General features: G+C 61.5%; 23 protein-coding genes, 6 tRNA genes and 1 pseudogene. 20 read left to right on the top strand and 10 right to left on the bottom strand.

The genetic code is table 11. The features are described from left to right. Positions 1–119 precede the first annotated feature (119 nt). The 5 genes from fabB to JBE38_RS26075 form a co-directional block, all read right to left on the bottom strand. Complete coding sequence (fabB, locus tag JBE38_RS26095) at positions 120–1,340, bottom strand: beta-ketoacyl-ACP synthase I (protein ID WP_205345465.1); 1,221 nt, start codon at positions 1,338–1,340, stop codon at positions 120–122. 11 nt (positions 1,341–1,351) lie between these two features. Beyond that, the gene (fabA, locus tag JBE38_RS26090) at positions 1,352–1,867 is read right to left on the bottom strand and encodes a 3-hydroxyacyl-[acyl-carrier-protein] dehydratase FabA (RefSeq protein ID WP_003210552.1); all 516 of its coding nucleotides are present in this window, start codon (positions 1,865–1,867) and stop codon (positions 1,352–1,354) included. 249 nt (positions 1,868–2,116) lie between these two features. Continuing rightward, positions 2,117–4,018 (bottom strand): ATP-binding protein, encoded by a 1,902-nt coding sequence (locus tag JBE38_RS26085; protein ID WP_090365949.1) that lies wholly within the window; start codon positions 4,016–4,018, stop codon positions 2,117–2,119. Then, positions 4,015–4,941, bottom strand: coding sequence for an ABC transporter substrate-binding protein (locus tag JBE38_RS26080; RefSeq protein ID WP_205345464.1), 927 nt, complete (start codon positions 4,939–4,941; stop codon positions 4,015–4,017). The genes JBE38_RS26085 and JBE38_RS26080 overlap by 4 nt, the downstream gene beginning before the upstream one ends. Position 4,942: 1 nt before the next feature. Further along, the gene (locus JBE38_RS26075) at positions 4,943–7,063 is read right to left on the bottom strand and encodes a TonB-dependent receptor plug domain-containing protein (protein WP_327194339.1); all 2,121 of its coding nucleotides are present in this window, start codon (positions 7,061–7,063) and stop codon (positions 4,943–4,945) included. 195 nt (positions 7,064–7,258) lie between these two features. Between JBE38_RS26075 and JBE38_RS26070 the strand changes: the two genes are divergently transcribed. The 9 genes from JBE38_RS26070 (at position 7,259) to JBE38_RS26030 (ending at position 15,107) form a co-directional block, all read left to right on the top strand. Further along, positions 7,259–8,284: an NAD(P)H-dependent glycerol-3-phosphate dehydrogenase gene (locus JBE38_RS26070; RefSeq protein ID WP_090365947.1), complete on the top strand. Its 1,026-nt coding sequence runs from the start codon at positions 7,259–7,261 to the stop codon at positions 8,282–8,284. A 10-nt stretch (positions 8,285–8,294) separates the two neighbouring features. After that, positions 8,295–8,642: a DUF4389 domain-containing protein gene (locus JBE38_RS26065; protein WP_090365945.1), complete on the top strand. Its 348-nt coding sequence runs from the start codon at positions 8,295–8,297 to the stop codon at positions 8,640–8,642. After that, entirely contained in the window at positions 8,639–9,088 is a 450-nt protein-coding gene (gene sixA / locus JBE38_RS26060; protein ID WP_205345463.1) for a phosphohistidine phosphatase SixA, read from the top strand. The genes JBE38_RS26065 and sixA overlap by 4 nt, the downstream gene beginning before the upstream one ends. A gap of 88 nt (positions 9,089–9,176) precedes the next feature. After that, on the top strand, positions 9,177–10,826 hold the full coding sequence (locus tag JBE38_RS26055) for an AMP-binding protein (RefSeq protein WP_205345462.1): 1,650 nt from the start codon (positions 9,177–9,179) through the stop codon (positions 10,824–10,826). A gap of 30 nt (positions 10,827–10,856) precedes the next feature. Beyond that, a complete protein-coding gene (locus JBE38_RS26050; RefSeq protein ID WP_205345461.1) occupies positions 10,857–11,300 on the top strand; it encodes a hotdog fold thioesterase in 444 nt (147 codons plus the stop codon). Between the two features lie 97 nt (positions 11,301–11,397). After that, positions 11,398–12,201, top strand: coding sequence for an alpha/beta fold hydrolase (locus tag JBE38_RS26045; protein ID WP_090365940.1), 804 nt, complete (start codon positions 11,398–11,400; stop codon positions 12,199–12,201). Then, entirely contained in the window at positions 12,198–13,052 is an 855-nt protein-coding gene (locus JBE38_RS26040; RefSeq protein WP_090365938.1) for an alpha/beta hydrolase, read from the top strand. The genes JBE38_RS26045 and JBE38_RS26040 overlap by 4 nt, the downstream gene beginning before the upstream one ends. 102 nt (positions 13,053–13,154) lie before the next feature. Then, positions 13,155–13,973 (top strand): DUF4892 domain-containing protein, encoded by an 819-nt coding sequence (locus JBE38_RS26035; protein WP_205345460.1) that lies wholly within the window; start codon positions 13,155–13,157, stop codon positions 13,971–13,973. Positions 13,974–14,045: 72 nt separating this feature from the next. Then, positions 14,046–15,107, top strand: coding sequence for an AI-2E family transporter (locus tag JBE38_RS26030; protein ID WP_060754496.1), 1,062 nt, complete (start codon positions 14,046–14,048; stop codon positions 15,105–15,107). Here the strand turns inward: JBE38_RS26030 and JBE38_RS26025 are convergent. Both JBE38_RS26025 and JBE38_RS26020 read right to left on the bottom strand, forming a co-directional pair. Continuing rightward, positions 15,104–16,138 (bottom strand): ATP-binding protein, encoded by a 1,035-nt coding sequence (locus JBE38_RS26025; protein ID WP_060754495.1) that lies wholly within the window; start codon positions 16,136–16,138, stop codon positions 15,104–15,106. The two genes, JBE38_RS26030 and JBE38_RS26025, sit on opposite strands and share 4 nt — an antisense overlap. Next, the gene (locus JBE38_RS26020) at positions 16,138–16,902 is read right to left on the bottom strand and encodes a response regulator (protein ID WP_446731257.1); all 765 of its coding nucleotides are present in this window, start codon (positions 16,900–16,902) and stop codon (positions 16,138–16,140) included. Before JBE38_RS26020 ends, JBE38_RS26025 begins: the two co-directional genes overlap by 1 nt. Before the next feature lie 260 nt (positions 16,903–17,162). Between JBE38_RS26020 and pyrF the strand changes: the two genes are divergently transcribed. Then, on the top strand, positions 17,163–17,861 hold the full coding sequence (pyrF, locus tag JBE38_RS26015; protein WP_060754493.1) for an orotidine-5'-phosphate decarboxylase: 699 nt from the start codon (positions 17,163–17,165) through the stop codon (positions 17,859–17,861). 31 nt (positions 17,862–17,892) lie between these two features. On the opposite strand, the gene JBE38_RS26010 is transcribed toward pyrF, so the two are convergent. Continuing rightward, positions 17,893–18,897 (bottom strand): NADP-dependent oxidoreductase, encoded by a 1,005-nt coding sequence (locus tag JBE38_RS26010; RefSeq protein WP_205345458.1) that lies wholly within the window; start codon positions 18,895–18,897, stop codon positions 17,893–17,895. Positions 18,898–19,125: 228 nt separating this feature from the next. Here JBE38_RS26010 and JBE38_RS26005 point away from each other — a divergent pair, with 228 nt between their 5' ends. The 4 genes and pseudogenes from JBE38_RS26005 to JBE38_RS28100 all read left to right on the top strand — a co-directional run bounded on the left by JBE38_RS26005 (position 19,126) and on the right by JBE38_RS28100 (position 23,584). Further along, positions 19,126–19,887, top strand: coding sequence for an SDR family oxidoreductase (locus tag JBE38_RS26005; protein ID WP_205345457.1), 762 nt, complete (start codon positions 19,126–19,128; stop codon positions 19,885–19,887). Positions 19,888–20,090: 203 nt separating this feature from the next. After that, complete coding sequence (locus tag JBE38_RS26000; RefSeq protein ID WP_205345456.1) at positions 20,091–21,503, top strand: aminotransferase-like domain-containing protein; 1,413 nt, start codon at positions 20,091–20,093, stop codon at positions 21,501–21,503. A gap of 80 nt (positions 21,504–21,583) precedes the next feature. Further along, positions 21,584–22,723, top strand: a pseudogene (locus JBE38_RS28105) (HAMP domain-containing protein); the annotation flags it as partial. Next, positions 22,703–23,584 (top strand): methyl-accepting chemotaxis protein, encoded by an 882-nt coding sequence (locus tag JBE38_RS28100; protein ID WP_412047684.1) that lies wholly within the window; start codon positions 22,703–22,705, stop codon positions 23,582–23,584. The pseudogene JBE38_RS28105 and the gene JBE38_RS28100, both read left to right, overlap by 21 nt. A gap of 36 nt (positions 23,585–23,620) precedes the next feature. Here JBE38_RS28100 and JBE38_RS25990 read toward each other — a convergent pair whose 3' ends face one another. After that, entirely contained in the window at positions 23,621–24,433 is an 813-nt protein-coding gene (locus JBE38_RS25990; protein WP_205345455.1) for an alpha/beta fold hydrolase, read from the bottom strand. A gap of 320 nt (positions 24,434–24,753) precedes the next feature. Then, complete coding sequence (locus tag JBE38_RS25985; RefSeq protein WP_081087098.1) at positions 24,754–25,512, bottom strand: hypothetical protein; 759 nt, start codon at positions 25,510–25,512, stop codon at positions 24,754–24,756. Positions 25,513–25,882: 370 nt separating this feature from the next. On the opposite strand from JBE38_RS25985, the gene JBE38_RS25980 reads away from it, so the two are divergent. The 6 genes from JBE38_RS25980 (at position 25,883) to JBE38_RS25955 (ending at position 26,556) form a co-directional block, all read left to right on the top strand. After that, positions 25,883–25,958 (top strand) — tRNA-Glu (locus JBE38_RS25980). Positions 25,959–25,962: 4 nt separating this feature from the next. Then, positions 25,963–26,038, top strand: a tRNA-Gly gene (locus JBE38_RS25975). Between the two features lie 105 nt (positions 26,039–26,143). Then, positions 26,144–26,219: transfer RNA gene (locus tag JBE38_RS25970), tRNA-Glu, on the top strand. A gap of 3 nt (positions 26,220–26,222) precedes the next feature. Beyond that, positions 26,223–26,298, top strand: a tRNA-Gly gene (locus JBE38_RS25965). A gap of 103 nt (positions 26,299–26,401) precedes the next feature. Then, positions 26,402–26,477: transfer RNA gene (locus tag JBE38_RS25960), tRNA-Glu, on the top strand. A 3-nt stretch (positions 26,478–26,480) separates the two neighbouring features. Then, positions 26,481–26,556 (top strand) — tRNA-Gly (locus JBE38_RS25955). Positions 26,557–26,582: the final 26 nt, after the last annotated feature.

Genomic DNA, 26,582 nt, shown 5'->3' with positions numbered 1-26,582 from the left:
GGCTGGGTTTTGGTGTGCTGGCGCTGTCATCCGTGCTGGATGCCGAGTCACCCAGCGCCCGTCGCGCATAAAAAAGCCCCGAACCAGTCGGGGCTTTTCAGCTGATCAACCTGCGGGGCTTACTGGCCCTGCCAGCGTTTCAGTACCAGGGTGGCGTTGGTGCCACCGAAGCCGAAGCTGTTGCTCATCACGGTGTCGATCTTGGCGTTTTCAACGGTCTTGGTCAGGATCGGCATATCGGCGACGACCGGGTCGATCTCGTCGATGTTGGCCGAACCTGCCATGAATTTGCCTTCCATCATCAGCAGGCAGTAGATCGCTTCGTGAACGCCGGCGGCGCCCAGGGAGTGACCGGACAGGCTCTTGGTGGAGCTGATGGCCGGAGCCTTGTCGCCGAATACCGCACGTACGCCTTCCATTTCCTTGGCGTCGCCGACCGGAGTCGAGGTGCCGTGGGTGTTCAGGTAGTCGATTGGGGTATCAACGGTGGACATGGCCATCTGCATGCAACGGATGGCGCCTTCACCGCTTGGGGCAACCATGTCGTAGCCGTCGGAAGTGGCGCCGTAACCGACGATTTCCGCGTAGATCTTCGCACCACGGGCCAGAGCGTGTTCCAGCTCCTCGACCACCACCATGCCGCCACCGCCGGCGATGACGAAACCGTCACGCTTGGCGTCATAGGCGCGGGAGGCTTTTTCCGGGGTTTCGTTGTACTGGGTGGACAGTGCGCCCATGGCGTCGAACAGGAATGACTGGCTCCAATGTTCTTCTTCACCGCCGCCGGCGAACACGATGTCCTGTTTGCCCAGCTGGATCTGCTCAACGGCAGTACCGATGCAATGAGCACTGGTGGCACAGGCGGAGGAGATCGAGTAGTTCACGCCCTTGATCTGGAACGGCGTGGCCAGGCAGGCGGAAACGGTGCTGCCCATGGTCCGCGTGACACGGTAAGGGCCAACGCGCTTGACGCCTTTTTCGCGCAGGATATCCAGCGCTTCCATCTGGTTCAGGGTCGATGCGCCGCCGGAGCCGGCGATCAGGCCGGTACGTACGTTGGACACCTGGTCTTCGCTCAGGCCGGAGTCGGCGATCGCGTCTTTCATGGCCAGGTAGGCGTAGGCGGCAGCGTGGCCGACGAAGCGATAGATCTTGCGATCGATCAGTTCTTCGAGGGGCAGGTCGATGGAGCCGGAAACCTGGCTACGCAGACCCATTTCGGCATATTCCCGGTTGAAGCGGATGCCAGGGCGACTTGCACGCAGGTTAGCGGTGACGGTCTCTTTGTCATTGCCCAGGCAAGAAACAATGCCCAGACCAGTGATAACGACGCGGCGCATGCGGATAACCCTTAAAAGTTGTCAGTGGAAGTGAATACGCCGACCCGAAGGCCTTCGGCAGTATAGATCTCGCGACCGTCGACAGTCACCGAACCGTCGGCGATGGCCAGGTTCAGCTTGCCCTTGAGGACGCGCTTGATTTGAATGTTGTAGGTGACTTTCTTGGCGGTCGGCAGGACCTGGCCAAAGAATTTCACTTCGCCCGAACCCAGGGCGCGACCGCGACCTGGCAGGCCTTGCCAGCCAAGGTAAAAACCGACCAGTTGCCACATGGCGTCGAGGCCCAGGCAGCCTGGCATGACCGGGTCACCTTCGAAGTGGCAGGCGAAGAACCAGAGGTCCGGGGTGATATCCAGCTCGGCGACCAATTCACCTTTGCCGTACTTGCCGCCTTCTTCGCTGATATGGGTGATGCGATCCACCATCAGCATGTTCGGGGCGGGCAGTTGCGCGTTACCTGGGCCGAACAGCTCACCGCGACTGCAGCGCAGCAGATCTTCCCGGGTAAAGGCGTTTTGTTTGGTCATGCGAGCTCCTCAATAATCCCATGCGGCAGGGTAGGGTCAATCTTCCCGAACCGAATGAAGCGTTCATGCCTCATAGCGGCAGCCTACACATAGACTATTGCGTTGTAGTGAAAGTCACAGCGTCAAGGCACTCAATGTACACTTGTTCACTGAAATTTTAAACCGGGCCTGTTTATCAGCCCGTTTGGGTGCCTAAGACTGCCGCACTTTCGTGTTTCACGCCAGTCGCAGTTGGCTGATGGCGCGGCGCTATTGCACCCAGCGCTGCAGGATTTGCTGCAAATCCGTGCGTTTGAATGGCTTGGCCAGGTAATCGTTCATTCCAGCTGCCAGGCAGGCTTCGCGGTCACCCTGCAAGGCATTGGCCGTCAGGGCGATGATCGGCAAGTCGGCGCAGCCGGGCAACTGGCGGATTTGTCGGGTCGCTTCGTAGCCGTCGATCAGCGGCAGGCGGCAGTCCATCAGGATGGCGGTGAAAATCAGGCTCTCGGCACTGCGGATCGCCTCGGCGCCGTCGGTGGCCAGGCTCACTTCAAAACCCAGGCTGCGCAGCATGGCTTCGACCACGGTACGATTGACCGGGTTGTCTTCCACCAGCAGTACGTGTCGTCCATCACCGGCGCTGGCTTTGCCGTCGGCGTCGGGGGCTAGCGCCGGCAGGCTTTTCTGATCGATGGCCAATGGAATTTCCAGGGTAAACACTGAACCTCGGCCTTCCTCGCTTTGGGCGCGCAAGGTGCCCCCCATGCGTTCGGCCAGCGTGCGGGCGATGGGCAGCCCAAGGCCGGTGCCGCCGTAACGTCTTGAAATGGAACTGTCAGCTTGCTGGAATGCGTTGAACATCATTTCCAGGCGCTCGGGGGAGATCCCGATACCGCTGTCGCGCACGGTGCAGGTGAACCACACCAGTTCATGATCAAGGGTTTGCCAATGCGGCTCGACGGTCACGGTGCCGTGTTCGGTGAATTTCAGCGCGTTGCCGATCAGGTTCACCAGAATTTGCCGGATACGCGTCGGGTCACCCCGCACCTGCAGTGAGTCCATGCCCAGGGGAATGGGCAGCTCCAGGGCCAGGCCGCGTTGCTGGGCGCTGTGCTGGAAGGCTTGGGCGCAACTGCTGATCAGGTCCGCCAGGTTGAACGAGATATGTTCCAGCTCCAGCGCGGCGCGTTCGATGCGCGAGAAGTCGAGGATGTCGTTGATGACCTTGAGCAGATGTTCGGTGGACTCGGAGGCCAGCGCCGCATACTCGGTCTGCTCCTCGGTCATTTCGGTGGTTTCCAGCAGTTGCAGCATGCCCAGCACGCCATTCATGGGGGTGCGCAATTCGTGGCTCATCATCGCCAGGAAGTCCGACTTGGCGTTGTTCGCGCGTTCGGCCTCTTCGCGGGTCTGGATCAACTGCGCCATCGCTTGTTCTTGTTCGCGGCTGGCCTGGTTGAGGCCTTCGGCGAGGTTGTTGATATGGCGTGACAGGTCGCCCAGCTCGGAATCATCGACAATCGGCAGCGGCGTCTTGTAGTCGCCTTGCTGGATGGCTTTGACCGCGTGGCCCATCGCGCTGATCGGCTGCGACAGGCTGGCGGCCAGGCGGCGCGCGAGCAGGAAGGTAAACAGCAGGGCGAAGAGGGCGAGGATGCCGGCCTTGAACAGGATCTCCTGCTGGCGCTGGCTGAAGGCATCGTTGGACATGCCGACGATCACCCGGCCAAGGTAATCCGCCCGTGGCGCCTTGGGTTCGTTGAGGTTGTCCTGGAAAAAGTCCGTGCCCAGCTGGATATGCTGCAGGCGGATCGGCGCCTGGAACACCTTCACCGACAGTGAGCGGTCGTGTTTCTCGGTCGGTTGCTCAACGTACACCAGAATGTTTTCGGCGCTGTCCTGGATTTCCAGGAAGCGCACGTGGGGCGTGGCCAAGGTGGCGCGCAGCAGGCTCTCGAGCACGTCATTGTTGCCGGAAATCACCCCGTACTCGGTCGCCGGTGCGAGCTGGTTGGCGATCAGCTGGCCGGTATGGTCCAGTTCCTGGCGCAGGTCCTGGATACGCACGAAGGTAAAGAAACTGATCAACAGCAAGGTCAGCAACAAGGCCGGGCCCAGGGTGATGAGCTGGGTGCGGGTGTTGATATCCCAACGACGGCGTAAGGTCATGGGCGTTTTTCTCCTTCGGCCAATCGGGCGGCGACGTCGGCTTCGTCAACCTGTTCGATGCCCAGTGAGCGCGCGACTTGCGGGTTGCCCACGACTTTGAAGTGTTCCGGGTACAACGAGCGTGGCCAGTTGGCCGGTGAATGGTCCAGCAGCCGGTCGAGCACATCGAGCCAGTCGGTCTGGTCGCTGTAGGTGCTGGCCAGGCTGCCGGCCTTGACGAAGCCGGCGTTGGGCCCCACCAGCGGCAATTGTTGGGCGTAGCTGCTGAGCAACAGGTTCTTCACGGTTTTCGGGTTGTACAGTTGCGGGTCGTCGAGCCCCAGCAGTACATCGCTGTTCTTGAACAGGTTTTGCAGTGGCCGGCTGTCATTGATGTTGTCCCAGCGCTGCGGCACGATTTCCAGGCCTATGGGCGCTGCGTATCGGGTCAATTCGGGTAGCAGGAACTCACTGTCGGTGCCGTAGAGCACGCCGATGCGGCGGGCCTGAGGCAAAATCTGCGCGATCAGGTGCAACTGGCGCTCCAAGGGTGGGTCGCTCCACAACAGGCTGATTTTGGCCGGGTGCGTGGTGCCCAGGCGCTGCCGGGCTTGCAGGCGGCTGATACGCAGCACCAGGGTGGGCGGGCCCTGGGAGTCCTGCAGGCGCCAGTCTAGGCCGGGCAGGTCGAGCAGGATCAGGCGAGTGGCGGCGGGCAACTGGTTCGGTGCCGGCATGTCTTTGAGCGGGGTGAAGGTCACGTGGTCTTCGGGGCGTTGCCGGGCCAGGGCCTGGGCGAACGCTTGCACGCCGGCACCGTCTTCGGCGGCGGTGAGCAGGATGTCGGCGCTCCTGGCCTGCGTCGTCAACAACAGGCATACCAGCAGCAGGCCGCGCCGCCACAGCCTTGAGAAGAAGGCGGTCATCCGTGACTGAGCGGCCATGTCAGAATTCCAGCTCCGCGCTGAAGTAGAGGACATGACGACTGTCGTAGTTGTTATCGGCCCAGGTGGTGGGCTGGTTATCCAGGCGTTGTTGCAGCATGCCGGCCAGCTCCACGTTGGCTTTGCCCAGGGCAATGCGCTTGGCCACCCGCAGGTCGACCCGTTCGAAGCGATATTGGTTGAGTGCGTCGTCGCCATAGTAGAACAGCGCACTGGACCAGCCGTGGCCCCATTCACGCAGCCAGCCGGCCGAGCCGCTGTTACGTGCGGTTTGTGCCTTGTCCAACGGGTTGCTGGCGCTGGCATCGACATAAGCATAGGTGAGTCGCAGGCGGTCGGCGTTGCTCATGCGCCAATCGAACTGTGACTCGGCACCGGTGAACCGTGAGCTGTTGGCGTTGCTGGCAATGTATTGGTTGTTGCGCAGCGGTGAGCTGATCATGTCAGTGATTTCGTCGTAGAACAGTTTCACGTCGACATTCAGCCCGAGGTCGGCAAAGAAGCCGTTGTAGCCCAGCTCTCGCGAGCGCATCAACTCTTTATCGAGGTTGCCCGGGCCGCGCGTCACCACAAAATATTGCCCCGAATTCTGCCCGTAGGCCGGGGAGCTGAGGTTGGTGACGCGGTAGCTCCAGTTGACGTTGTTCTCGAACATGTCCGGTGAGCGGATCGCTTCGGAATACACCGCTCGCAAGCCATGGCGCGGGTTGATCAGGTAGTTGACTGCTATTCGTGGCGTCAGCGAGTTGCCGCTCAAGTGGGTGTCTTCGTACATCGCCCCACCCTGCACCAGCCAGTGTTCGCTGGCGCGCCACTCCAGATGGCCGAACAGGCGCCAGGTGGTGTCGTCCAGGGTGCCATTGAAATAGGTGTCGGAGTCGGCGCGGTCGTAGCGGTAGTTCATACCGCTGACCAGGCGCAGGCTATCGGACAGGCTGAGGGTGTCCTGGATCTCCAGGTCGTAACGGCTTTCTCGAGTACTTTGATCGATATCGCCGCAGACCGGGTCTTTGCCGCCGCTACCCCATTGCTGCAAGACCTGCTTGGCCAGGGCCTGTTCGGCGTCGCTGCCGGGCGGCAGGTTTTCCGGGGTGTAGGCGTTCATGTGCCGGGCCAGCAACTCGGCATAGTTGGGGTTGATTTGCCAGAGGCGGGTCAGCTCCGGGCTGAATGAGACCTTGGCATCACAGGCTTTCCAGACCTGCTGGCGGTCCCATTGCTGGGCCGAGCCTTGAACATACAAGCTGTGCTCGGGGTTGATATCGATGTTCCAGCGCAGAGAGGTGGCATAGTCCTTGGCGGTAACGTCGGAGTTCGTACCGCCTTCGGTAATCCCGGCAAATACCGGGCTGTAGGTATAAGGACGCTGGTTGGACCCTTCCTTGGCGTTCAATTGCCAGTCGATGCTCTGCTGCGCGTTCAGGCTCTGGCTCACGGCCAGGCTGAAGCGACTGAGGCGCCGGCCGTCACGGCGATCGGCGCCGGCGGCATCGCTGTCAAACCCATCATCCTGTTGCCCGGACAGCGACAGGCGCAGGTCGCCGGTCTCCCATCCCGCGCCCTGGCTGGCGTAGAAATCGTTGATCCCGCGTGCGCCACGGATGACTTTGACCCGTGAACCATGGCTGTTGGCCGGTGACCGCGTGAGGATGTTGACCACCGCCATCAGTGCATTGGCGCCATAGCTGACGGTGTTGGGGCCGCGGAACACCTCGATGCGCTCGATGTCTTCCATGGCCACCGGAATATCGCTCCAGTCCACGGTGGCCAGGCCGGCGCGGTACACCGAGCGCCCGTCGATCAACACCTGCATGCGCCGTGCATCGCTGGCACTGGTGCCGTGATAGTTCACCGCCGCCTGGTTGCCGGTGGTGTAGCCGACCATCATCCCGGGCACCAGGCGCAGCAATTCGGCGATGTCCCGTGCGCCGCTGGCCTTGATCAACTCGCTGTCGATCACCGTCATGCTGCCGGGTACGGCGGCAGCGGATTGCTTGAGGCGTGTGGCGGTCAATACCTGCGGCAGCGGCTGGCCGTCCAGGAACAGATCGTCGGCCAGCGCGGGGGCGCTGCACAACAGCATCAACAACAGCGATGAGCGAGGAGGAGGGCCCAGATACACGGCGCGGCCTTGATAATGACGAATAGCCGCCCATGTTAACTGAGGTGGGGCCATTTGCCAGTCGTCGAACTTGCAATTACTTCACGTATATGTGGCATTTTCCGACAAGCATGGGAATTGACGCGGGGGCTGGCCGCAAGCGGGTCGCCCCGTATAATGCCGCTATCGCCACTGGTATGGATTAACGGATTGCATATGACTGAACAGCGCCCTATTGCGGTCCTGGGAGGCGGAAGTTTTGGTACCGCCGTGGCTAACCTGCTGGCTGAGAACGGCCACGCGGTGCGCCAGTGGATGCGCGATCCCGAGCAGGCCGAGGCCATCCGCGTGCATCGGGAAAACCCCCGTTACCTTAAAGGCATCAAGATTCATCCGGCGGTGGAACCGGTCACGGACCTGCTGGAGACCCTCACTGACTGCGACCTGTGCTTCGTCGCATTGCCGTCCAGCGCCTTGCGCTCGGTGCTGGCGCCCCACGCCGAACGCCTGGCAGGCAAGCTGCTGGTCAGCTTGACCAAGGGTATCGAGGCGCACACGTTCAAGCTGATGAGCGAAATCCTCGAAGAGATTGCGCCCCAGGCACGTATCGGCGTGCTCTCCGGGCCGAACCTGGCGCGGGAAGTCGCCGAGCACGCGCTGACGGCCACCGTGGTGGCCAGTGAAGATGAAGCGCTGTGCGAGCGCGTGCAGGCGGTCCTGCATGGCCGTACGTTCCGTGTTTACGCCAGTGGCGATCGTTTTGGTGTTGAGCTGGGCGGTGCGCTCAAAAACGTTTACGCGATCATCGCCGGCATGGCGGTGGCCCTGGGCATGGGCGAGAACACCAAGAGCATGCTGATTACCCGTGCCCTGGCCGAGATGACCCGCTTTGCGGTGAACCAGGGCGCCAACCCGATGACATTCCTGGGCCTGGCCGGGGTCGGGGATTTGATCGTCACCTGTTCGTCGCCCAAGAGCCGCAACTATCAAGTCGGTTTTGCCTTGGGCCAGGGTTTGAGCCTGGACGACGCCGTTACGCGCCTGGGGGAAGTGGCCGAGGGCGTCAACACCCTCAAAGTGTTGAAGGCCAAGGCCCAGGAAGTCGGTGTGTACATGCCGTTGGTCGCTGGGCTGCACGCGATCCTGTTTGAAGGGCGCACCTTGAACCAGGTCATCGAGTTGCTGATGCGGGCTGAGCCGAAAACCGATGTCGACTTTATTTCCACCAGTGGTTTCAACTGAGGAACGCGTCATGAACGATCCGAAAGCAGCGCCCAAGTACGAATCCATCGTCCTGCGTATTGTGTGGATGCTGGTATTTGCCCTGGTGTGGCAAGTGGCGCAGTTCCTGCTCGGCGCGCTGGTGCTGGTGCAACTGATCTATCGCCTGGTCTACGCCGCGCCGAACCTGGGCCTGATGAACTTCGGTGACAGCCTCAGCCAGTTCCTGGCGCAGATCGGCCGTTTCGGCAGCTTCCACACTGAGCAAAAGCCTTGGCCATTCGCCGATTGGCCGACGCCGCGTGCACCGGAAGGCGAAGCCGCCCACAGCGTGCCGCCGGCACCGCATCCGGTACGTGATGAAGAGCCAAAACTGTGAAACTGTGGATCTTGCGGCACGGTGAAGCCGAAAGCTATGCGCCCACCGACGCCGAGCGCAACCTGACCGAACATGGCCGCGCCGAAGTGTTGCGCAGTGCTGCGCATCTCATCGGCCAGCCCCTCGGCGCGATCATCGCCAGCCCATATGTGCGGGCGCAGCAGACCGCGCAGCTGGTTCGCGAGGCGCTGGGTTTCACGCCCGATATCCGCACGGTGCCGTGGCTGACACCCGAAGGCAACCCGCTGCGGGTGCTGGAAAAGCTCGACAGCGATGACAATGTGCTGCTGGTCAGTCACCAGCCTTTGGTGGGCTGCCTGATCAGCTTCCTGCAGCATGGCCATCAGCGCCAACCGCAACCGATGCACACCGCCAGTCTGGCGGAGCTGGAAGGTGATTTTCCGCTGGCGGGGCTGATGAACCTGGTCAGTGTGAAGAACCCGTAGGAAAAGTGATCGCTGCTGTGTGTGCTATATAGTCAACCAAGCAAGTGCTTGGTTGGCTATCATCCGGTCACACAAAGGAGCGCGTCCCATGCCAGTCGCTTTTCGTTTGCCGTTGCAGGTCTTCTTCGAACGTGAAGCGCGGCAGCCGCGCAAACCCTTTCTCGTGCAGCCCATCGGCGGGGGCGAGGTGCAAACCCTGACCTGGGGCGACGTCGGCCATCAGGCCCGGTGCGCCGCACACTGGCTGCGTGCTCGGGCGTTGCCGCAAGGCTCGCACATTGCCCTGATCTCGAAAAACTGTGCGCACTGGATCATCGCCGACCTGGCGATCTGGATGGCCGGGCATGTCTCGGTGCCGTTGTACCCGAACCTGACGGCCGACTCCGTGGCCCATGTGCTGACCCATTCCGAGGCGGCATTGGTGTTGATCGGCAAGTTGGACGACTGGCCGGCCATGGCGCCCGGTATCCCAGCCGGTTTGTCGACTGTCCGTCTGCCGCTGGCCCCGGCCGGCGACTTCGATTTCACTTGGGCCGATCTGCTGGCCTGTTCACCCATTCAAGATAACCCCGAGCCCGACGCCACCCGCTTGGCCACGATCATCTATACCTCCGGCACCACCGGCTTGCCCAAGGGTGTGATGCAAACCTTCGGCGCCTTGGGCTTTGCCGCCACCCGTGGCACTGAGTTGTTTGGCCTGGGGGAGGACGACCGGCTGCTGTCGTACCTGCCGTTGTGCCACGTGGCGGAGCGCATGTTCGTCGAACTCGCGTCAATTTATACCGGGCAAACGGTATTTTTCGCTGAAAGCCTCGAGACCTTTCTGACTGACCTGCGCCGGGCCCGGCCGACAGCGCTGTTCGGAGTGCCGAGGATCTGGACCAAGCTCCAGATGGGTGTGTATGGCAAGGTTCCACAAAAGCGTCTGGACCGGCTGTTGCGCCTGCCTTTCATCGGGCCATTTGTAGGCCGCAAGGTGCTGTCGGGTCTGGGCCTGGACGCCCTGCGTATTGCGCTATCCGGTGCGGCGCCGGTGCCTGAGGCGCTGCTGCGTTGGTATCAGCGGCTGGGGCTGGATGTGCTCGAGGTGTACGGCATGACGGAAAGCTGTGGCTATTCCCACGTATGTCGCCCCGGGCAACAGACACTGGGCTGGATCGGCCTGCCATGCCCTGGGGTGGAAGTGCGCATCGACCCGTTGGGCGAAGTGCAGGTGCGCAGCGGCGCGACCATGCTCGGCTACTTCAAGGACGCGCAGAAAACCGCCGAGACCCTCACCAATGGCGGTTTTCTGCGCACCGGCGACAAGGGTGAGCAGGACGCGGCCGGCCGCTTGCGCCTGACCGGGCGGCTCAAGGAGATCTTCAAGACCAGCAAGGGTAAATATGTGGCCCCGGCACCGATTGAAAACCGCCTGGCCGAACATCCACGCATCGAGCAGGTGTGCGTGGTCGGCGAAGGGCTGAGCGCGCCGATAGGTTTATGCGTACTCGCGGCGACGGGCGAGGAGCGTCAGGCCCTGCGCGATAGCCTGGAACGCTGGCTGGAACAGGTCAACCAGGCCCTGGACAAGCCTGAGCGTCTGCGCCAACTGGTGGTGGTCAAAGACAGTTGGGCCGTCGAAAACGGTTTCCTGACCCCGACCCTGAAGATCAAGCGCAGTGTGATCGAATCGACCTATGGTGCTCAATTGCATGTTTGGAGCGAGCGCGGCGAATCGATTCTGTGGCAGGATTAGGGGCGTAATAAAATCAATAAGGACACTGCTATGAGCTTGTGGCGCACCCAACCCAATATCGAGCAACTCAACAGCCTGCAGAAAAACACCATCGGTGAGTTGCTGGATATTCGTTTCGAAAGCTTCGACGACGAGTCACTCACCGCCAGCATGGTGGTCGACCACCGCACCCATCAGCCGTACGGCCTGCTGCACGGCGGCGCGTCGGTGGTGCTGGCGGAGAGTATCGGCTCCATGGCGGCCTACCTGTGCATCGATCCGAGCAAATTCTATTGCGTGGGCCTTGAGATCAATGCCAACCACTTGCGCGGCGTGCGCAGCGGGCGAGTGACGGCGGTGGCGCGAGCCATCCATATCGGCCGTACGACCCAGGTGTGGGACATCCGCCTGACGGCCGATGACGGCAAGACCAATTGCGTCTCGCGCCTGACCATAGCCGTAGTGCCGCTGGGCGAAAACCCGCCGGTGCGATAGACATGGCGTGAGTGTCATCATTCCTGGCAGTTACAGTCATTGCTGTACGGCTTGGGGCTGGTGACAATCCACTTCTGTTTCTGTAGATGAGTCCGGTATGTCGCAGCACGTGTTTTTTGCCCACGCCAATGGTTTTCCTTCGGCCACCTACGGCAAGTTGTTTGCCGCCCTGGCCCCGGAATATACGGTGGCTCACTTGCCGCAGCATGGGCACGACCCGCGATTTCCAGTGGATGACAACTGGCGCAACCTGGTGGACGAGTTGATCCACCACTTGGAGCAGCAACCGCAGCCGGTGTGGGGTGTCGGGCACTCCCTCGGTGGGGTGTTGCACCTGCACGCGGCCATGCGTTGCCCGCAGTTGTATCGCGGTGTGGTGATGCTGGATTCGCCGGTGCTGACGCGTGCCGACCGCTGGGTGATCCGCGCGGCCAAGCGCTTGGGGTTCATCGATCGCCTGACCCCGGCCGGGCGCACCCTGGGCCGGCGTGAAGAGTTCAGCGACCTGGACGCCGCGCGCAACTACTTCGCCGGTAAAACCCTGTTTCGCGGGTTCGACCCTGACTGTTTTGATGCCTACCTGCAACATGGCCTGCAACAGGTGGGCGATCGCCTGCGCCTGCGCTTCGACCCCGCCACCGAAATCAGCATTTATCGAGGCGTGCCCCACACCAGCCCGGGCCAGGTGCGCCAGTTGAAGGTGCCGCTGGCGGTGGTGCGTGGACGCCAGAGCCGGGTCGTGATGCGTCACCATGCCAGTGGGGTTGACCGCCTGCCCATGGGCGAAATGCTCACCATGCCCGGCGGGCACATGTTTCCCCTGGAGCGGCCGCAGGACACCGCAGCCTTGATCAAGAACCTGTTCTCCCGCTGGGAAGCCCGTGAGCGCAGTTGCGCATGAGTACGCCGGTCGAAGAGGTTCGCCTCAGCTTGCCGCATATTGAGTTGGCGGCGCATCTGTTCGGGCCCGAAGACGGTCTGCCGGTGATCGCCCTGCATGGCTGGCTGGACAACGCCAACAGCTTTGCGCGGCTGGCGCCGAAACTGCAGGGCTTGCGCATCGTCGCGCTGGATATGGCGGGGCACGGTCATTCGGCGCACCGTCCTGCGGGGGCCGGTTATGCCTTGTGGGATTACGTGTTTGACGTGCTGCAAGTCGCCGAACAGCTGGGTTGGAAACGTTTTGCATTACTTGGCCATTCCCTCGGCGCCATCGTCTCCTTGGTGCTTGCAGGCGCCTTGCCGGAGCGGGTGACGCACCTGGGATTGATCGACGGCGTGATCCCGCCGACCGCCACCGGTGAAAACGCGGCGGAGCGATTGGGCATGGCGTTGCAGGCGCAATTGAACCTGCAGGGCAAGCGCAAGCCGGTCTACAGCACCCTGGACCGGGCGGTTGAAGCGCGGATGAAAGGTTTGGTCGCAGTCAGTCGCGAGGCCGCCGAATGGCTCGCCCAGCGCGGTTTGATGCCCGTGCCGGGCGGCTACACCTGGCGTACTGACAGCCGATTGACCCTGGCTTCGCCGATACGACTGACCAATGAGCAGGCGATGGCTTTCGTGCAACGTGTGGCTTGTCCTGCACAGTTGGTGGTCGCGGCTGACGGCATGTTGGCGAAACATTCAGAATTGCTTTCTCAGCTACCCTTTACGGTGACAACGCTGCCGGGGGGCCATCATTTGCACCTGAACGATGAGCCCGGTGCGGCTCTTGTTGCAGACTGTTTCAATCGGTTCTTCTCCACGCCTTGACTTGGCGGGGTCAACTGCCGAGGCTGGGCGGATTGAAAGGGAGTCAACCATGAACCATCTTGAAACTGCTGCGACCTCCAATGGCCAGGGCTCAATCATCCGATGAGCCTGCGTGAAGGATGTATACGTGCCCTCGGGCTGTGCTGCTTCAGCCCCTTGGTGTTCGCCGCCGATGTGCCGGGCAGCCAGGATCTGCCGGCAGTGTCCCGCCAGGTCGACGCGCAGATCGTCGATTACCGCCCCGCTGAAGCCAGGGAGCGCATCTACCCCATGGGGGCGATCCGCAAGATCAGCGGCCAGTTGCGCTACGAGGGCCAAGCCACCGCGCGTGGCCAAGCCACTGCGGTTACCTATGAACTGCCCGCCGAGCACACCTCCAGCGCCGCCTTTACCGCGACCCGCGAAGCGTTGCAGGCCAAGGGCGCGCAGCTGTTGTTCTGGTGCCAGGCCCGCGATTGCGGTGAAAGCAGCCTGTGGGCCAACGAAGTGTTCGGCAACGCCAAGCTGGTCGGCGCCGATGGCCAGCAGGAATACCTGCTGTTACGGCTGGCGGCGCCGCAGGACAACTCCCTGGTGGCGCTATACGGCATCACTCGGGGCAACCGTCGTGCCTATCTGCATGTGGAACAGCTGGACGCGAGTACGCCCCTGGGTGACTTGCTGCCCACTTCGGCAACCTTGCTTCGTGAGCTGAAAAGCACCGGCGAGCTGGATTTCCCTGCACTGGGGAGCGAACCCGATCCGGCCTGGATCACCTTGATCTCCCGTGGCTTGAACCTGGACGCCACCTTGCGTGTCAGTTTGACCGGGCCAACGGCCGAAGCCTGGCGCCAGGGCCTGATCGACAGCGGTGTGCGTGCCGCACGCATGGAAACCGGCACCGGTGACGCTAAGGGTTTGCACCTGCATCTGATACGCTGACCGTCACCAGGCGAACGGACCCGCGCCGTTCGCCTAAGCTCTCCTCCTACAGCCTTATTCTCGAGATACCCGATGCTCAATAACGATCGCCTGCTGGTGCAAATCCTGCTGCTGGTGCTGTTTGGTGCCAGCTTCTGGGTGATGGCGCCATTCTGGTCGGCGCTGTTCTGGGGCGCAGTGCTGGCGTTCGCCAGCTGGCCGCTGATGCGTTTACTCACCCGCTGGCTGGGGGGCCGCGAATCCCTGGCTGCCGGCATCCTGACCCTGGGCTGGATGCTGTTGGTGGCGGTGCCGCTGGTGTGGCTGGGCTTCAACCTGGCCGACCATGTGCGTGATGCGGTGGGCCTGATCAAGGATATCCAGGTCGACGGCCTGCCGGCAGCACCCGCTTGGCTGAACTCAATCCCCTTTGTCGGTGAGCGCCTAGTGGCGACCTGGGACAGCATCGACCAGCAGGGCGCGGCGCTGATGGTCAGCATCAAGCCTTATCTGGGCCAGGTCGGCAATTGGCTGCTGGCGCGCAGCGCGCAGATCGGCGGCGGCATCCTTGAGTTGACCCTCAGCCTGGTGTTCGTGTTCTTCTTCTACCGGGACGGGCCTCGGCTGGCGGTGTTCGTGCACCGTCTGCTGGAGCGTTTGATCGGCGAGCGGGCCGGTTACTACATCGAACTGGTGGCAGGCACCGTACAACGGGTGGTCAATGGCGTGATCGGCACCGCAGCGGCTCAAGCCTTGCTGGCACTGATCGGTTTCCTCATCGCCGGCGTGCCTGGCGCGCTGGTGCTGGGCATCGTCACGTTCCTGCTCAGCCTGATTCCCATGGGGCCACCGCTGGTGTGGATTCCGGCGACCGCCTGGCTGGCCTGGAAAGGCGATTACACCTACGCGGTGTTCCTCGGGGTGTGGGGCACGTTCATCATCAGCGGCGTGGACAACGTGCTCAAGCCGTACCTGATCAGTCGAGGCGGCAACCTGCCATTGGTGATTGTGCTGCTGGGGGTGTTCGGCGGCTTGATTGCGTTTGGTTTCATCGGCCTGTTTATCGGCCCGACCTTGCTGGCGGTGGCCTACAGCCTGCTGACGGATTGGAGTGCGACCCAGGCGCAGGGGCGTCGCGAAGACAACCCCCGTTAAATCCTCGGCAACCACATCACGGCGGTCAAGCCACCGCCTGGCGTGTCTTCCAGGCTGAGGTGGCCGCCGAGACGCTCCACCGCTTCCTTGGCAATCGTCATGCCCAGGCCGACCCCGCCGGAGTTGCGGTTGCGCGAGCCCTCCAGGCGAAAGAACGGTTCGAAGACCGCCTCGCGCTTGTCGGCAGCAATCCCGGGGCCGTGGTCGATCACACGGATCACCAGGGCCTCGCGGCTGTCCGCCAACTCCACGCGTGCGGTGCCGGCATAGCGCAGGGCGTTGTCGATCAGATTGTTCAGGCAAGAACGCAGGGCCATCGGCTGTACCTGCAACGGCGCACAGGTGCCGGCGAACTGCACGTCGGAGCCTTGGTCCTGGGCATTTTCGCTGAGGGACTCGACCAGCGCCTGTACGTCGAGCCAGTGCCGGGTTTCGCTGGTGCGCTGTTCGTGCAGGTAGCTTAAGGTCGCGTCGAGCATGCCGATCATGTCGTCCAGGTCCTGGCGCATCTGGCCTTGCAATTTGGTGTCTTCGATCTGCTCCAGGCGCAGCTTGAGGCGTGACAGCGGGGTACGCAGGTCGTGGGAGACCGCACCGAGCATGCGTGCGCGCTGGCTGACCTGCTCGCGGATGCGCTTTTGCATCATGTTGAAGGTCGATGCGGCCTGGCGTGCCTCTCGTGGCCCGGACTCGTTGAGAGGCGGGCTGTCGAGGTCGACGCTCAAGCGCTCAGCCGCCGCACTCAAGCGCTGGATCGGCCGGCTCAGCAGCTTCGCGCCGTACCAGGCGGCGATGATCAGCGAGATGAACTGGAAGGTCAGCGGCACCACCGGGCCGCCGAACCAGGGGCGATGGTGCTTGCGCAGGGGCTTCATCGTACCGTCCGGCTGCTCGACGAAGGTCTCCTGGGGCGGCGGTGGCGGCGGGCCGTAGTGGTGAAACCAAAAGAACGCCAGCACGTGCGCCAACACAATAGCCACCAGCAATACACCGAACAACCTGCCGAACAACGTATTAAAGGTGGCACGCATCAACCGATGTCCCGGGCGTCGAAAAGGTAGCCTTCGCCACGTACGGTTTTGATCAGTTGCGGGGCTTTCGGATCATCCCCGAGTTTTTGCCGCAGGCGCGAGACCAGCAAGTCGATGCTGCGATCGAAGGCTTCGATGGACCGGCCGCGGGCCGCGTCCAGCAATTGTTCGCGGCTGAGCACCCGGCGGGGGCGTTCGATAAATACCCAAAGCAGGCGGAACTCGGCGTTGGACAGTGGCACCACCAGGCCGTCGTCGGCCACCAGTTGGCGCAACACGCTGTTCAGGCGCCAGTTGTCGAAGCGGATATTGGCGCGTTGCTCGGTGCGGTCATCGCGTACACGGCGCAAAATGGTCTGGATGCGTGCCACCAGTTCACGCGGCTCGAACGGCTTGGCCATATAGTCGTCGGCGCCCAGTTCCAGGCCGATGATGCGGTCGGTCGGTTCGCAGCGGGCGGTGAGCATCAGGATCGAGATGTCCGATTCGGCGCGCAGCCAGCGGCACAGCGACAGGCCATCTTCGCCCGGCAGCATCAGGTCGAGCACCACCACGTCAAACGTTTCGGCTTGCATGGCCTGGCGCATGGCGCCGCCGTCGGTCACGCCGGTGGCGAGAATATTGAAGCGTGCCAGGTAGTCGATCAGCAGTTCACGAATCGGCACGTCATCATCGACGATCAGCGCACGGGTGCTCCAGCGCTTGTCTTCGGCGATCACCGCGCCTTTTGGCTCTTCGTTTACAGAGACGGTAGGGGTATGCATAGGTGCGATCATCTGCCTGGTCATTGCTGTCAGCATAGGCGCCCAGCCCCATGGCTGGAAGTGCTGGACGGGCGGTCATGTGCGCGAGGCTAGTCGTGGGGCGTGTAGGGCGCATGTCGGGAATGTATCGTGTTTGATACAATTACCCGAAACGCCGTGAAATGGACGGCTGTTCAGTATTTACCGATCATCGGATCCCGCAACGGCGCTGCTTGCGCTACAATCCGCGCCGATTTCGACTTGCCTGAGAGCCCATTCCAATGTCCGCCTGCCAGACTCCTATCATCGTCGCCCTGGATTACCCCACTCGTGACGCCGCACTGAAGCTGGCTGACCAGTTGGACCCCAAGCTTTGCCGGGTCAAGGTCGGCAAGGAACTGTTCACCAGTTGCGCGGCGGAAATCGTCGGCACACTGCGTGACAAAGGCTTCGAAGTATTCCTCGACCTGAAATTCCACGATATTCCCAACACCACCGCGATGGCCGTCAAAGCCGCTGCTGAAATGGGCGTATGGATGGTCAATGTGCACTGCTCCGGTGGCCTACGCATGATGACGGCCTGCCGTGAAGTGTTGGAGCAGCGCAGTGGTCCCAAGCCGCTGTTGATCGGTGTGACCGTGCTGACCAGCATGGAGCGCGAGGATCTGGCCGGCATCGGCCTGGATATCGAGCCTCAGGAGCAGGTGCTGCGCCTGGCCGCCCTGGCGCAGAAGGCCGGCCTGGACGGCCTGGTCTGTTCGGCGCTGGAAGCCCAGGCCCTGAAGACCGCGCACCCATCGCTGCAACTGGTCACTCCGGGCATTCGCCCGGCGGGCAGTGCCCAGGATGACCAGCGCCGCATCCTGACCCCGCGCCAGGCTCTGGATGCGGGCTCCGATTACCTGGTGATCGGTCGCCCGATCAGCCAGGCGGCTGATCCGGCGAAGGCGTTGGCGGCGGTGGTTGCCGAAATCGCCTGATACATCCGCGTAGGAGCGAGTCAGCTCGCTCCTACACCTTCAGTACCAACTTCCCAAAGTTCTCGCCGTTGAACAGCTTCATCAGCGTCTCCGGGAACGTCTCCAGCCCCTCTACGATGTCCTCCTTGCTCTTGAGCTTGCCTTGGGCCATCCAGCCGCCCATCTCTTGCCCGGCGGCGGCAAAATTGGCCGCGTGATCCATCACTACAAAGCCCTCCATGCGCGCACGATTGACCAGCAATGACAGGTAGTTGGCCGGCCCCTTCACCGCTTCCTTGTTGTTGTACTGGCTGATTGCACCGCAAATCACTACGCGTGCCCTCAAGGCCAGGCGGCTGAGCACCGCGTCGAGAATGTCGCCGCCGACGTTATCAAAATACACATCCACCCCGTTGGGGCACTCGCGCTTGAGCGCTGCGGGGACGTCTTCGTTTTTGTAGTCGATGGCCGCGTCGAAACCCAGCTCATCCACCAGGAATTTGCACTTGTCGGCACCGCCGGCGATACCCACCACGCGACAGCCTTTGAGCTTGGCGATCTGCCCGGCAATGCTGCCCACCGCACCGGCCGCGCCGGAGATCACCACGGTTTCGCCGGCCTTGGGCGCGCCAGTGTCGAGCAAGGCGAAGTAGGCGGTCATGCCGGTCATGCCCAGGGCCGACAGGTAACGGGGCAGGGGAGCCAGTTTCGGATCGACTTTGTAGAACCCACGCGGTTCTCCCAGGAAGTAATCCTGCACCCCTAGCGCGCCATTCACGTAGTCCCCCACCGCAAACTTCGGATTGTTCGACGCAATCACCTTGCCCACGCCCAGCGCTCGCATCACTTCGCCGATTCCCACGGGTGGAATGTAGGACTTGCCTTCGTTCATCCAGCCACGCATCGCCGGGTCCAGGGACAGGTATTCATTGCGCACCAGCACTTGTCCTTCTCCAAGTGTGCCCACCGGCACTTGCTGGTAGGTAAAAGTGTCCCGCGTGGCGGCGCCGACCGGACGTTTGGCAAGCAGGAATTGGCGATTAGTCAGGGCAGTCATGGCAAGGACTCTTTAGAAATGAACCTTGAGTGATAGACCCTCAATGGCCGGTGAGCAAGGTTGTCCGAGTGGCGCGAATGCACCGCGATAGGCCGGGTTGATAGTCAGGCTGGGGCAGTTATCACTGTGATTCATGCAGCGCCAACCGGCCTTCTGATAGTGCTGACGCGCCGTACAGGCGGTTGGCTAGACTCGCACCACCGCCATTTCTTGCAAAAGGATATTCCCATGAGCATGACATTTTCCGGCCAGGTCGCCCTGGTGACCGGCGCCGCCGCCGGTATTGGCCGCGCCACTGCACTGGCGTTCGCTGCCGAAGGCTTGAAAGTCGTGGTCGCGGACCTCGACGTCGACGGCGGTGAGGGCACCGTCGCGCTGATCCGCCAAGCCGGCGGCGAGGCATTGTTCGTGCGTTGCAACGTCACGCTGGAAACCGATGTGCAGCAGTTGATGGCACAGACCGTTGCCGCCTATGGCCGCCTGGATTATGCCTTCAACAACGCCGGGATCGAGATCGAGAAGGGCAAGCTGGCGGACGGCAACCTGGATGAGTTCGACGCCATCATGGGGGTCAATGTCAAAGGTGTGTGGCTGTGCATGAAGTACCAATTGCCGCTGTTGCTGACCCAGGGCGGTGGGGCGATCGTCAACACGGCATCGGTCGCGGGGTTGGGGGCGGCGCCGAAGATGAGCATCTATGCCGCGTCCAAGCACGCGGTCATCGGCCTGACCAAGTCGGCCGCCATCGAATATGCGAAAAAGAAAATCCGCGTCAACGCCGTGTGCCCGGCCGTTATCGATACCGATATGTTCCGCCGTGCCTACGAAGCGGACCCGCGTAAGGCGGAATTTGCCGCCGCCATGCATCCGGTCGGGCGCATTGGCAAGGTCGAGGAAATTGCCAGCGCGGTGTTATACCTGTGCAGCGATGGTGCGGCTTTCACCACGGGCCACGCGCTGGCGGTAGACGGTGGCGCGACGGCAATCTAGGAATCCATGCAGGCCGTTATTTGAAAAGGTTTGATGGGATGTGAGGTTTTTCCAGAGCTGGCAATTGGCCTTGGCTGAATGTGTGTCATAAGGTAAATAATTCAATAAAATCAATACTTTAATAAAAATGTAGAGCGGGGCGACAAGGGCTTCTGTGCTTAACTGTTTTGGGTTGAATAACAGACAGTTGAAGTGAGTGGCGCATGGATTTAGGGATCGATCGACAAGCCCTTGTACCGGTGGTGCAGCAAATCGTCTGCGCGGTGACGCAATGGATTCGCACAAGTGGGATTACGCCCGGCACCCGACTGCCCTCTGTCCGGCAACTGGCGCTGGATAACCTGCTGAGCCAGTCCAGTGTGGTCGAGGCATTTGATCGGCTGGTGGCCCAGGGGCTGCTGGTCTCGAAGCAGGGCTCGGGGTTTGTCGTGGCCCAGCCTTCGGTCCTGCATGAAAACCACTGGTATGAAGGTGCGGAGCGGGGTTGGGGGGCTTATACCGATGGGCCGCTGGGTGAGTTGAAACTGGGATGTGGCTGGTTACCGGATGCCTGGCGCGAGAGCGATGACCTCATTTATGCGGTACGTGAAGTCAGCCGTACCGACACCGGCGGCCTGTTCAATTACACCCCGCCCCTGGGGCTGCCGGCGCTGCGTGAACAACTGCTCAAACGCCTGACCCGGATCAAGGTCGCCACCAGCCTCGACCGTATCCTCACCACCGATGGCGCCAGTCATGCCCAGGACCTGCTCATACGTACCTTGCTGAAGGCGGGTGATACGGTGGTGGTCGAAACACCGGGGTATGGCAACCTCTATCGCCAGTTGGCGTTCCATGGCGTCACGCTGCTGGAGGTGCCGCGTACACAGGGTGGCCCGGATATCCCGGTGCTGGAAGCGCTGCTGCGCACCCATCGGCCCAAGTGCCTGTTCATCCACAGCCTGTATCACAACCCTACCGGTACCAGCCTGTGCCGTGAGGTCGCCGAACGCTTGCTGCAATTGGCGCGCAGCGACGATTTCCTGATCATCGAGGAAGACGTTTATGGCGACCTGCAGCACGCCAGCTGCACACGGCTTGCGGCGCTGCCCCATGATGACCGGGTGATCTACATTTCCAGTTTTTCCAAGACTCTGAGCAGCGCCCTGCGGGTGGGCTACCTCAGTGCCAGTGTTTCTGTCATTGCACAATTGGCGAGCCTCAAGACCCTGACCGGCCTCGGTACTTCGCGTTTTGCTGAAACGGTGGTTGCCACGTTGCTGGCCAACGGCACGTACCGTAAGTGGGTGCAACGCCTGCGCAAGCGCCTGAATACACAGATGGCCTCGACCTTGCAGGTATTGGAAGACGAAGAATGGCAGGTGTTTGCCGTACCTTCCGGCGGTATGTTCCTGTGGGCACGCCCAGGCTGGGCGGAGCATTCCCATCTGCAGGCCTGCGCACGACGGCTCGGTGTGCTTCTGTCGCCGGGAGCGTTGTTCAACCCGGGCGGTGAACACAGTGACTGGCTGCGCATCAATGTGGCCTATGCTGCTGATCAGCGGGCATTGGCATTGTTTCGCGCCATGGGGCCTGCCAGATCGACCTCGACCATCCTGAAAACGACGGGCGTGTAGCTTTTTGCCATTATTCCGACGCCAGCATCTTGTGTCGTTGGCGTGTGGTTGCGAATCTCGCTGCATGGAAACCACGCTTGATGGCATCTGCCATTGCAAGAGGATCAAGTGCAATGATTTCGGCCGTGCAACGACGTTTCGCCAACCTCGGTATGGCAAAAAAACTGGGCCTGGGTTTCGCCTTGGTGCTACTGCTGACGGCCGTCGTGGCGGCCATTGGTGTGTGGTCCCTGCAAACGGTTGGTCAGCGCTTCGAGGGCCTCAAGGCGATGTCTTCGCTCAATAGCGGCTTGTTCAAGGTGCGCCTGATCGAGCAGGACTACGCCCTGCACGCCGACCCCAAGGCCGTCGACGCCTTGCATGAAAGTGTCGATGCCCTGGCGGCTCAGGCCGCCGCCCTCAAAGCCGGGTCCGCCGCCAATGTGCCGGTGATGACCGAGGTCGAGCAGGCGCTGGCGGCCTATCGCAAGGCGTTCGACGAATTTGTCGAGCTGACCCAGGCCAAGGACCTGGCCCTGGAAATGGCCACTTGGTCGGTCTCCAGCGTGGCCAACAACCTTGACGTGTTGCAGTCGGGGCTGGCGGATGACGGTACTTATGGCCTCAAGGAAAGCCAAGGCAAGGAAGGCGCGGAGTTTATCGAGCAGGCGGGTCAGGTCGGCCAGGTGTCCAGGCTGATGTTGCAAGCCATGAACGAAGCGCGCGTACGCCTGGACCAGAGCCGCAAGGCCGAGGCCGATGATGCCGAGCAGGGCAAGATCGAGCAGGCGGACCAGGCCCTGGCCCAGGTCGAACAACTGAAAACCTCGGTCAAGGATGCGGGTTACCAGACCGTACTCAATGAAGTGTCCGGGCATATTGCCGCGTTCAGCGAAAAGCTCGGCGAGTACACGGGCCTGCTGGCTCAGGAAAAACAGGTCTATAAGCAGTTGCATGACCGGGCCGAGCAAGTGGTCAGCCGGGTCAACCAGGCCTATGCCGCCGAAGACCAGTCGATGCAGGAGCAACTCAAGAAAAGCGCAATGCTGATTATCGGATCGTCAGCCCTGGCGTTGTTGGTGGGCTTGATTGCGGCCTGGGTCATCACGCGGCTGATTGTGGCTCCGCTGCGCAGCGTGATCGCCGTGGCCCAGCAGATTGCCGCAGGCGATCTGAGCGGGCGCATGGAGGTCAGTCGCCGTGATGAAATGGGCCAGCTGATGCAAGCCATGCAGCAGATGGGCAGCGGCTTGAGCCATATGGTCAGTGGCCTGCAGGCGGGCATCGAACAGTTGGCCAGCTCGGCGCATTCGCTGTCCAGCGTGACGGAGCAGACCAACGTCGAAGTCAGCAGTCAGAAGGAGGAAACCGAGCAGGTGGCCACGGCGATGAACCAGATGACGGCCACGGTGCACGATGTGGCGCGCAACGCCGAAGAGGCGGCTCAAGCCGCGCAGACGGCGGATGACAAGGTCGACAGCGGTCAGCAGGTGGTTCGCCAGAGCTTGCAGCGTATCGAGTCGCTCGCCGCCTCCAGCAACAGTGCCAGCGCCAGCATCGAAAGCCTGAGCGCGGAAATCCAGAATATCGGCACCGTATTGAGTGTGATCAAAAGCGTCGCCGAGCAAACCAATCTGCTTGCTCTCAACGCTGCCATCGAAGCGGCCCGCGCGGGTGAGCAAGGCCGTGGTTTTGCGGTGGTGGCCGATGAAGTGCGGGCGCTGGCCAAGCGCACGCAGCAATCGACTGAGGAAATCGAGCGGCTGGTCAGCACCCTGCGCCACGCGGCGCAGGCGTCGGTGCAGCAGATCCAGCAAAGTGGTGAGCTGGTGAAGCTGGCTGTCAGTGATGCCCTGGAAACCGAAAGTGCGCTGGGTAGTATCGCCGTAGCGGTGTCACTGATTCAGCAGATGAACCAGCAGATCGCCGCCGCCGCCGAGGAGCAGAGCTCTGTTGCTGAAGAGATCAACCGTAGCGTCACCAGCATCCGCGCCAGTGCCGATCAGTCGGCGCTGAGCATGCAGGGTAACGCGGCGTCGAGCATTGAGCTGGCGCAGCTGGGCGCGGAGCTCAAGGGGATGGTCGGGCATTTCCGCCTTTGATCGCAGCGCGAAGGCCGCGATCAAGGAGGAGGGCGATCAGGCGTTGTTGGCGAGGAAGGTCAGCAGGGCTTCGTTGACGAAGTCCGGATTCTCCCGGGAAGAGATATGCCCGGCCTCCGGAATCAGGATCAGGTCGCAGCCGATCAGCCTGGCCATTTCCTGGGACTCGGCAAGGGGTCGGGGTTTGTCCTGCTCGCCGCACAGGATCAAGGTCGTGTCCGCGTCCAGCTTTGGCAGTTGGTCCAGCAGGTCGGCGCGACTGAAAATCTGCCGGCCCAGGGGCACGATGCTTTGCAGCAGGCGCTCTTTGGAAAAACCCTGCAGTGCCTGGCGAAAATCCTGATACAGCGCCGATTCCCGGTCGATACCCGGGCGGAAGAAGATCGGTGCGATCACATCCAGCAATGGCTCGGGAATGGCGCCGGCGTCTTCGATCATCTTGAACAGCGAGAAATAATACTGGCGCGTGGCCTCGGGCTCTGCGCCCAGGTAGGTGTCCATCAGCATCAGGCTGTTGATCCGCTCAGGTGCGCTCAATGCCAGGCGCGCACCCCACATGCCGCCGACCGAGAGGCCCACCAGGTTGACCTGGGCAATGTCCAACTGGTCGAGCAGGGCCAGGGCCTGGCGCGCCAGGTCGTCCAGACTGCGGGTCTGGGCGGGCAACGGCCCCGATTCACCATGGCCCCACAGCTCGGGGACGATGACTCGGTACTGTTGCGACAGGGCCTCGATCTGCGGCGCCCACATGTGGCGGTCCCACAGGTAACTGGAGCCCAGCAGGACGGCTGGGCCGGTGCCTTCGTCGAGATAGTGCAGCGGCTGTCCATCAATCACAGCAACGGGCATAGCGGGCCTCTAACTTCATTGAGTGAGGGGGACTTTTTTACGCTAGTCGAGGGAAGGGGGATAGGTGCAAATTGATGGCACGTTGTGCTGGGCTTATGTAGTGAGCGGGCTTGCCCTAATGCCAGTCAGTTAAGCGATAGAGCGGACGATGGATAACCTGTGGGAGGGGGCTTGCTCCCGATAGCGGTGTGCCAGTCAGCAGTTTATCGACTGACCCATCGCTATCGGGAGCAAGCCCCCTCCCACAGTGACAGCGTTAAGCCTTAACTGACTGGCATTAGGGCTTGCCACCCAGCGCGGGGCAAGCCCGCTCACTACAATCAATCGTAGATGGCTTTCTTTTTCCACTCGGCGTCGGCGTCGACGACTTTCAGGCCTTCGGTCAATTCGTTGACCTCGTCTTCGGCGGGTTTGCTGTTGGTCAGCACCGTGGAGTTGGCCCGGGCCAACTGTGACTCCAGCAGTTGCAACTGCGCACTGTAGACCACCGGTTCCGGCTGCTTGCGCAAGTACTGCACGCCGCGCTCGAATGCCAGGCGCGCTTGGCCAGGCTGGCCTTGCTGCAGGGCGTGCTGGCCCAGGTTGTTGAAGAACTCGATATGCAGCAGCACCAGGATATGGCGAATTTCCTTGATCCAGTGCTTGGCTTCATTGGTAGGCAGGAAGCCGTCCTGGGCCGCACGGGTGACTTGGCCGTGCAGCGCTTCGAGCAGGAACCGTACGTCCTTGGCCTTGGCTTCGGTCTGGATCGGCGCGGGCGGGTTAGCCACGGGGATCGATTCACCCTGGGCGATCAGCGCATTCAGCTCAGTAATGCGTGCCTTGAGCGGTGCGCTGGATTTGTTAAGGTTCAACAGGCGCTGGTTGACGTTGAGTTCCAGACGGGTCAGCAACAGTTTGAGCGCGGGGGTCATCAACTGGCCTGGGAAGGTTTCGGTGATTTCGCCGCAGCGGCGCAACCGATCATTAAGCTCGATCTCGGTGCGCTTCTTTTCCAACTTGTTGTTTTCCACCACGTGGTTCATGTAGCCAATGGCGATCAGTATTACGATCCCGGCTGTTACCAGCAGGGTGATCATGAGTGGTGTCACCGGTGTGGCCTCTTTATTGGGTTTACAATGGAGTGTAGTGACTGCGCCATCTGGCGGATAGGACTGATCGACCAGTTGCTCAGGTAGATTCTTCTATATAGATAGAATATTTCCTGCATGGATGCACATTGCCATCATTTGCGGGTACGAACTATAACGTCTTGTCGGGCGTCAGAATATAGGCGCCAACACCCAGACGGACAAAATCCCCGTACGGGCCTGGAAGCAGGGCGAAGTCATTGATTTTAATAAATTTATCCTTGGGGGTTGACGACCTTTCAATCCATCCATAGAATGCGCGCCACTTAACGCGTAAAGCACACAGCAAAACGCGTTGAGCAGTGAATGTTGTACGTGTGTCCCCTTCGTCTAGTGGCCTAGGACACCGCCCTTTCACGGCGGTAACAGGGGTTCGAGTCCCCTAGGGGACGCCAATATGCGGGAATAGCTCAGTTGGTAGAGCACGACCTTGCCAAGGTCGGGGTCGCGAGTTCGAGTCTCGTTTCCCGCTCCAGATTTTAAGCAGTGTTGCCTTCGGGCGGCACTGAGTGAAACCAGGACCAAGTCTTCGGACATGGCCTCTGGGCACTGGAATACACACCATGTATTTCAGTAGCGTGTCCCCTTCGTCTAGTGGCCTAGGACACCGCCCTTTCACGGCGGTAACAGGGGTTCGAGTCCCCTAGGGGACGCCATTTGCGGGAATAGCTCAGTTGGTAGAGCACGACCTTGCCAAGGTCGGGGTCGCGAGTTCGAGTCTCGTTTCCCGCTCCAATTTAAGCAGTGTTGCCTTCGGGCGGCATTGAGTGAAACCAGGGTACGATCTTCGGATTTAACCTCTGGGCACTGAAATACACACCATGTGTTTCAGTAGCGTGTCCCCTTCGTCTAGTGGCCTAGGACACCGCCCTTTCACGGCGGTAACAGGGGTTCGAGTCCCCTAGGGGACGCCATTTGCGGGAATAGCTCAGTTGGTAGAGCACGACCTTGCCAAGGTCGGGGTCGCGAGTTCGAGTCTCGTTTCCCGCTCCATATTCAATGAAAACGCCGATCAGCAA

The sequence above is a fragment of the Pseudomonas sp. ICBG1301 genome, assembly GCF_016918385.1.
GTDB lineage: Bacteria > Pseudomonadota > Gammaproteobacteria > Pseudomonadales > Pseudomonadaceae > Aquipseudomonas > Aquipseudomonas palleroniana.
Note: the sequence above shows the minus strand (reverse complement) of the source record. Positions and strands in the feature narration are given on the sequence as shown.

Bases quoted from the DNA above. Each gene is read 5' to 3' on its own strand.
- fabB (WP_205345465.1), bottom strand. From the start codon at position 1,340: ATGCGCCGCGTCGTTATCACTGGTCTGGGCATTGTTTCTTGCCTGGGC.
- fabA (WP_003210552.1), bottom strand. From the start codon at position 1,867: ATGACCAAACAAAACGCCTTTACCCGGGAAGATCTGCTGCGCTGCAGT.
- JBE38_RS26085 (WP_090365949.1), bottom strand. From the start codon at position 4,018: ATGACCTTACGCCGTCGTTGGGATATCAACACCCGCACCCAGCTCATC.
- JBE38_RS26080 (WP_205345464.1), bottom strand. From the start codon at position 4,941: ATGGCCGCTCAGTCACGGATGACCGCCTTCTTCTCAAGGCTGTGGCGG.
- JBE38_RS26070 (WP_090365947.1), top strand. From the start codon at position 7,259: ATGACTGAACAGCGCCCTATTGCGGTCCTGGGAGGCGGAAGTTTTGGT.
- JBE38_RS26065 (WP_090365945.1), top strand. From the start codon at position 8,295: ATGAACGATCCGAAAGCAGCGCCCAAGTACGAATCCATCGTCCTGCGT.
- JBE38_RS26055 (WP_205345462.1), top strand. From the start codon at position 9,177: ATGCCAGTCGCTTTTCGTTTGCCGTTGCAGGTCTTCTTCGAACGTGAA.
- JBE38_RS26050 (WP_205345461.1), top strand. From the start codon at position 10,857: ATGAGCTTGTGGCGCACCCAACCCAATATCGAGCAACTCAACAGCCTG.
- JBE38_RS26045 (WP_090365940.1), top strand. From the start codon at position 11,398: ATGTCGCAGCACGTGTTTTTTGCCCACGCCAATGGTTTTCCTTCGGCC.
- JBE38_RS26040 (WP_090365938.1), top strand. From the start codon at position 12,198: ATGAGTACGCCGGTCGAAGAGGTTCGCCTCAGCTTGCCGCATATTGAG.
- JBE38_RS26035 (WP_205345460.1), top strand. From the start codon at position 13,155: ATGAGCCTGCGTGAAGGATGTATACGTGCCCTCGGGCTGTGCTGCTTC.
- JBE38_RS26030 (WP_060754496.1), top strand. From the start codon at position 14,046: ATGCTCAATAACGATCGCCTGCTGGTGCAAATCCTGCTGCTGGTGCTG.
- JBE38_RS26025 (WP_060754495.1), bottom strand. From the start codon at position 16,138: ATGCGTGCCACCTTTAATACGTTGTTCGGCAGGTTGTTCGGTGTATTG.
- JBE38_RS26020 (WP_446731257.1), bottom strand. From the start codon at position 16,902: ATGCATACCCCTACCGTCTCTGTAAACGAAGAGCCAAAAGGCGCGGTG.
- pyrF (WP_060754493.1), top strand. From the start codon at position 17,163: ATGTCCGCCTGCCAGACTCCTATCATCGTCGCCCTGGATTACCCCACT.
- JBE38_RS26010 (WP_205345458.1), bottom strand. From the start codon at position 18,897: ATGACTGCCCTGACTAATCGCCAATTCCTGCTTGCCAAACGTCCGGTC.
- JBE38_RS26005 (WP_205345457.1), top strand. From the start codon at position 19,126: ATGAGCATGACATTTTCCGGCCAGGTCGCCCTGGTGACCGGCGCCGCC.
- JBE38_RS26000 (WP_205345456.1), top strand. From the start codon at position 20,091: ATGGATTTAGGGATCGATCGACAAGCCCTTGTACCGGTGGTGCAGCAA.
- JBE38_RS28100 (WP_412047684.1), top strand. From the start codon at position 22,703: ATGCAAGCCATGCAGCAGATGGGCAGCGGCTTGAGCCATATGGTCAGT.
- JBE38_RS25990 (WP_205345455.1), bottom strand. From the start codon at position 24,433: ATGCCCGTTGCTGTGATTGATGGACAGCCGCTGCACTATCTCGACGAA.
- JBE38_RS25985 (WP_081087098.1), bottom strand. From the start codon at position 25,512: ATGATCACCCTGCTGGTAACAGCCGGGATCGTAATACTGATCGCCATT.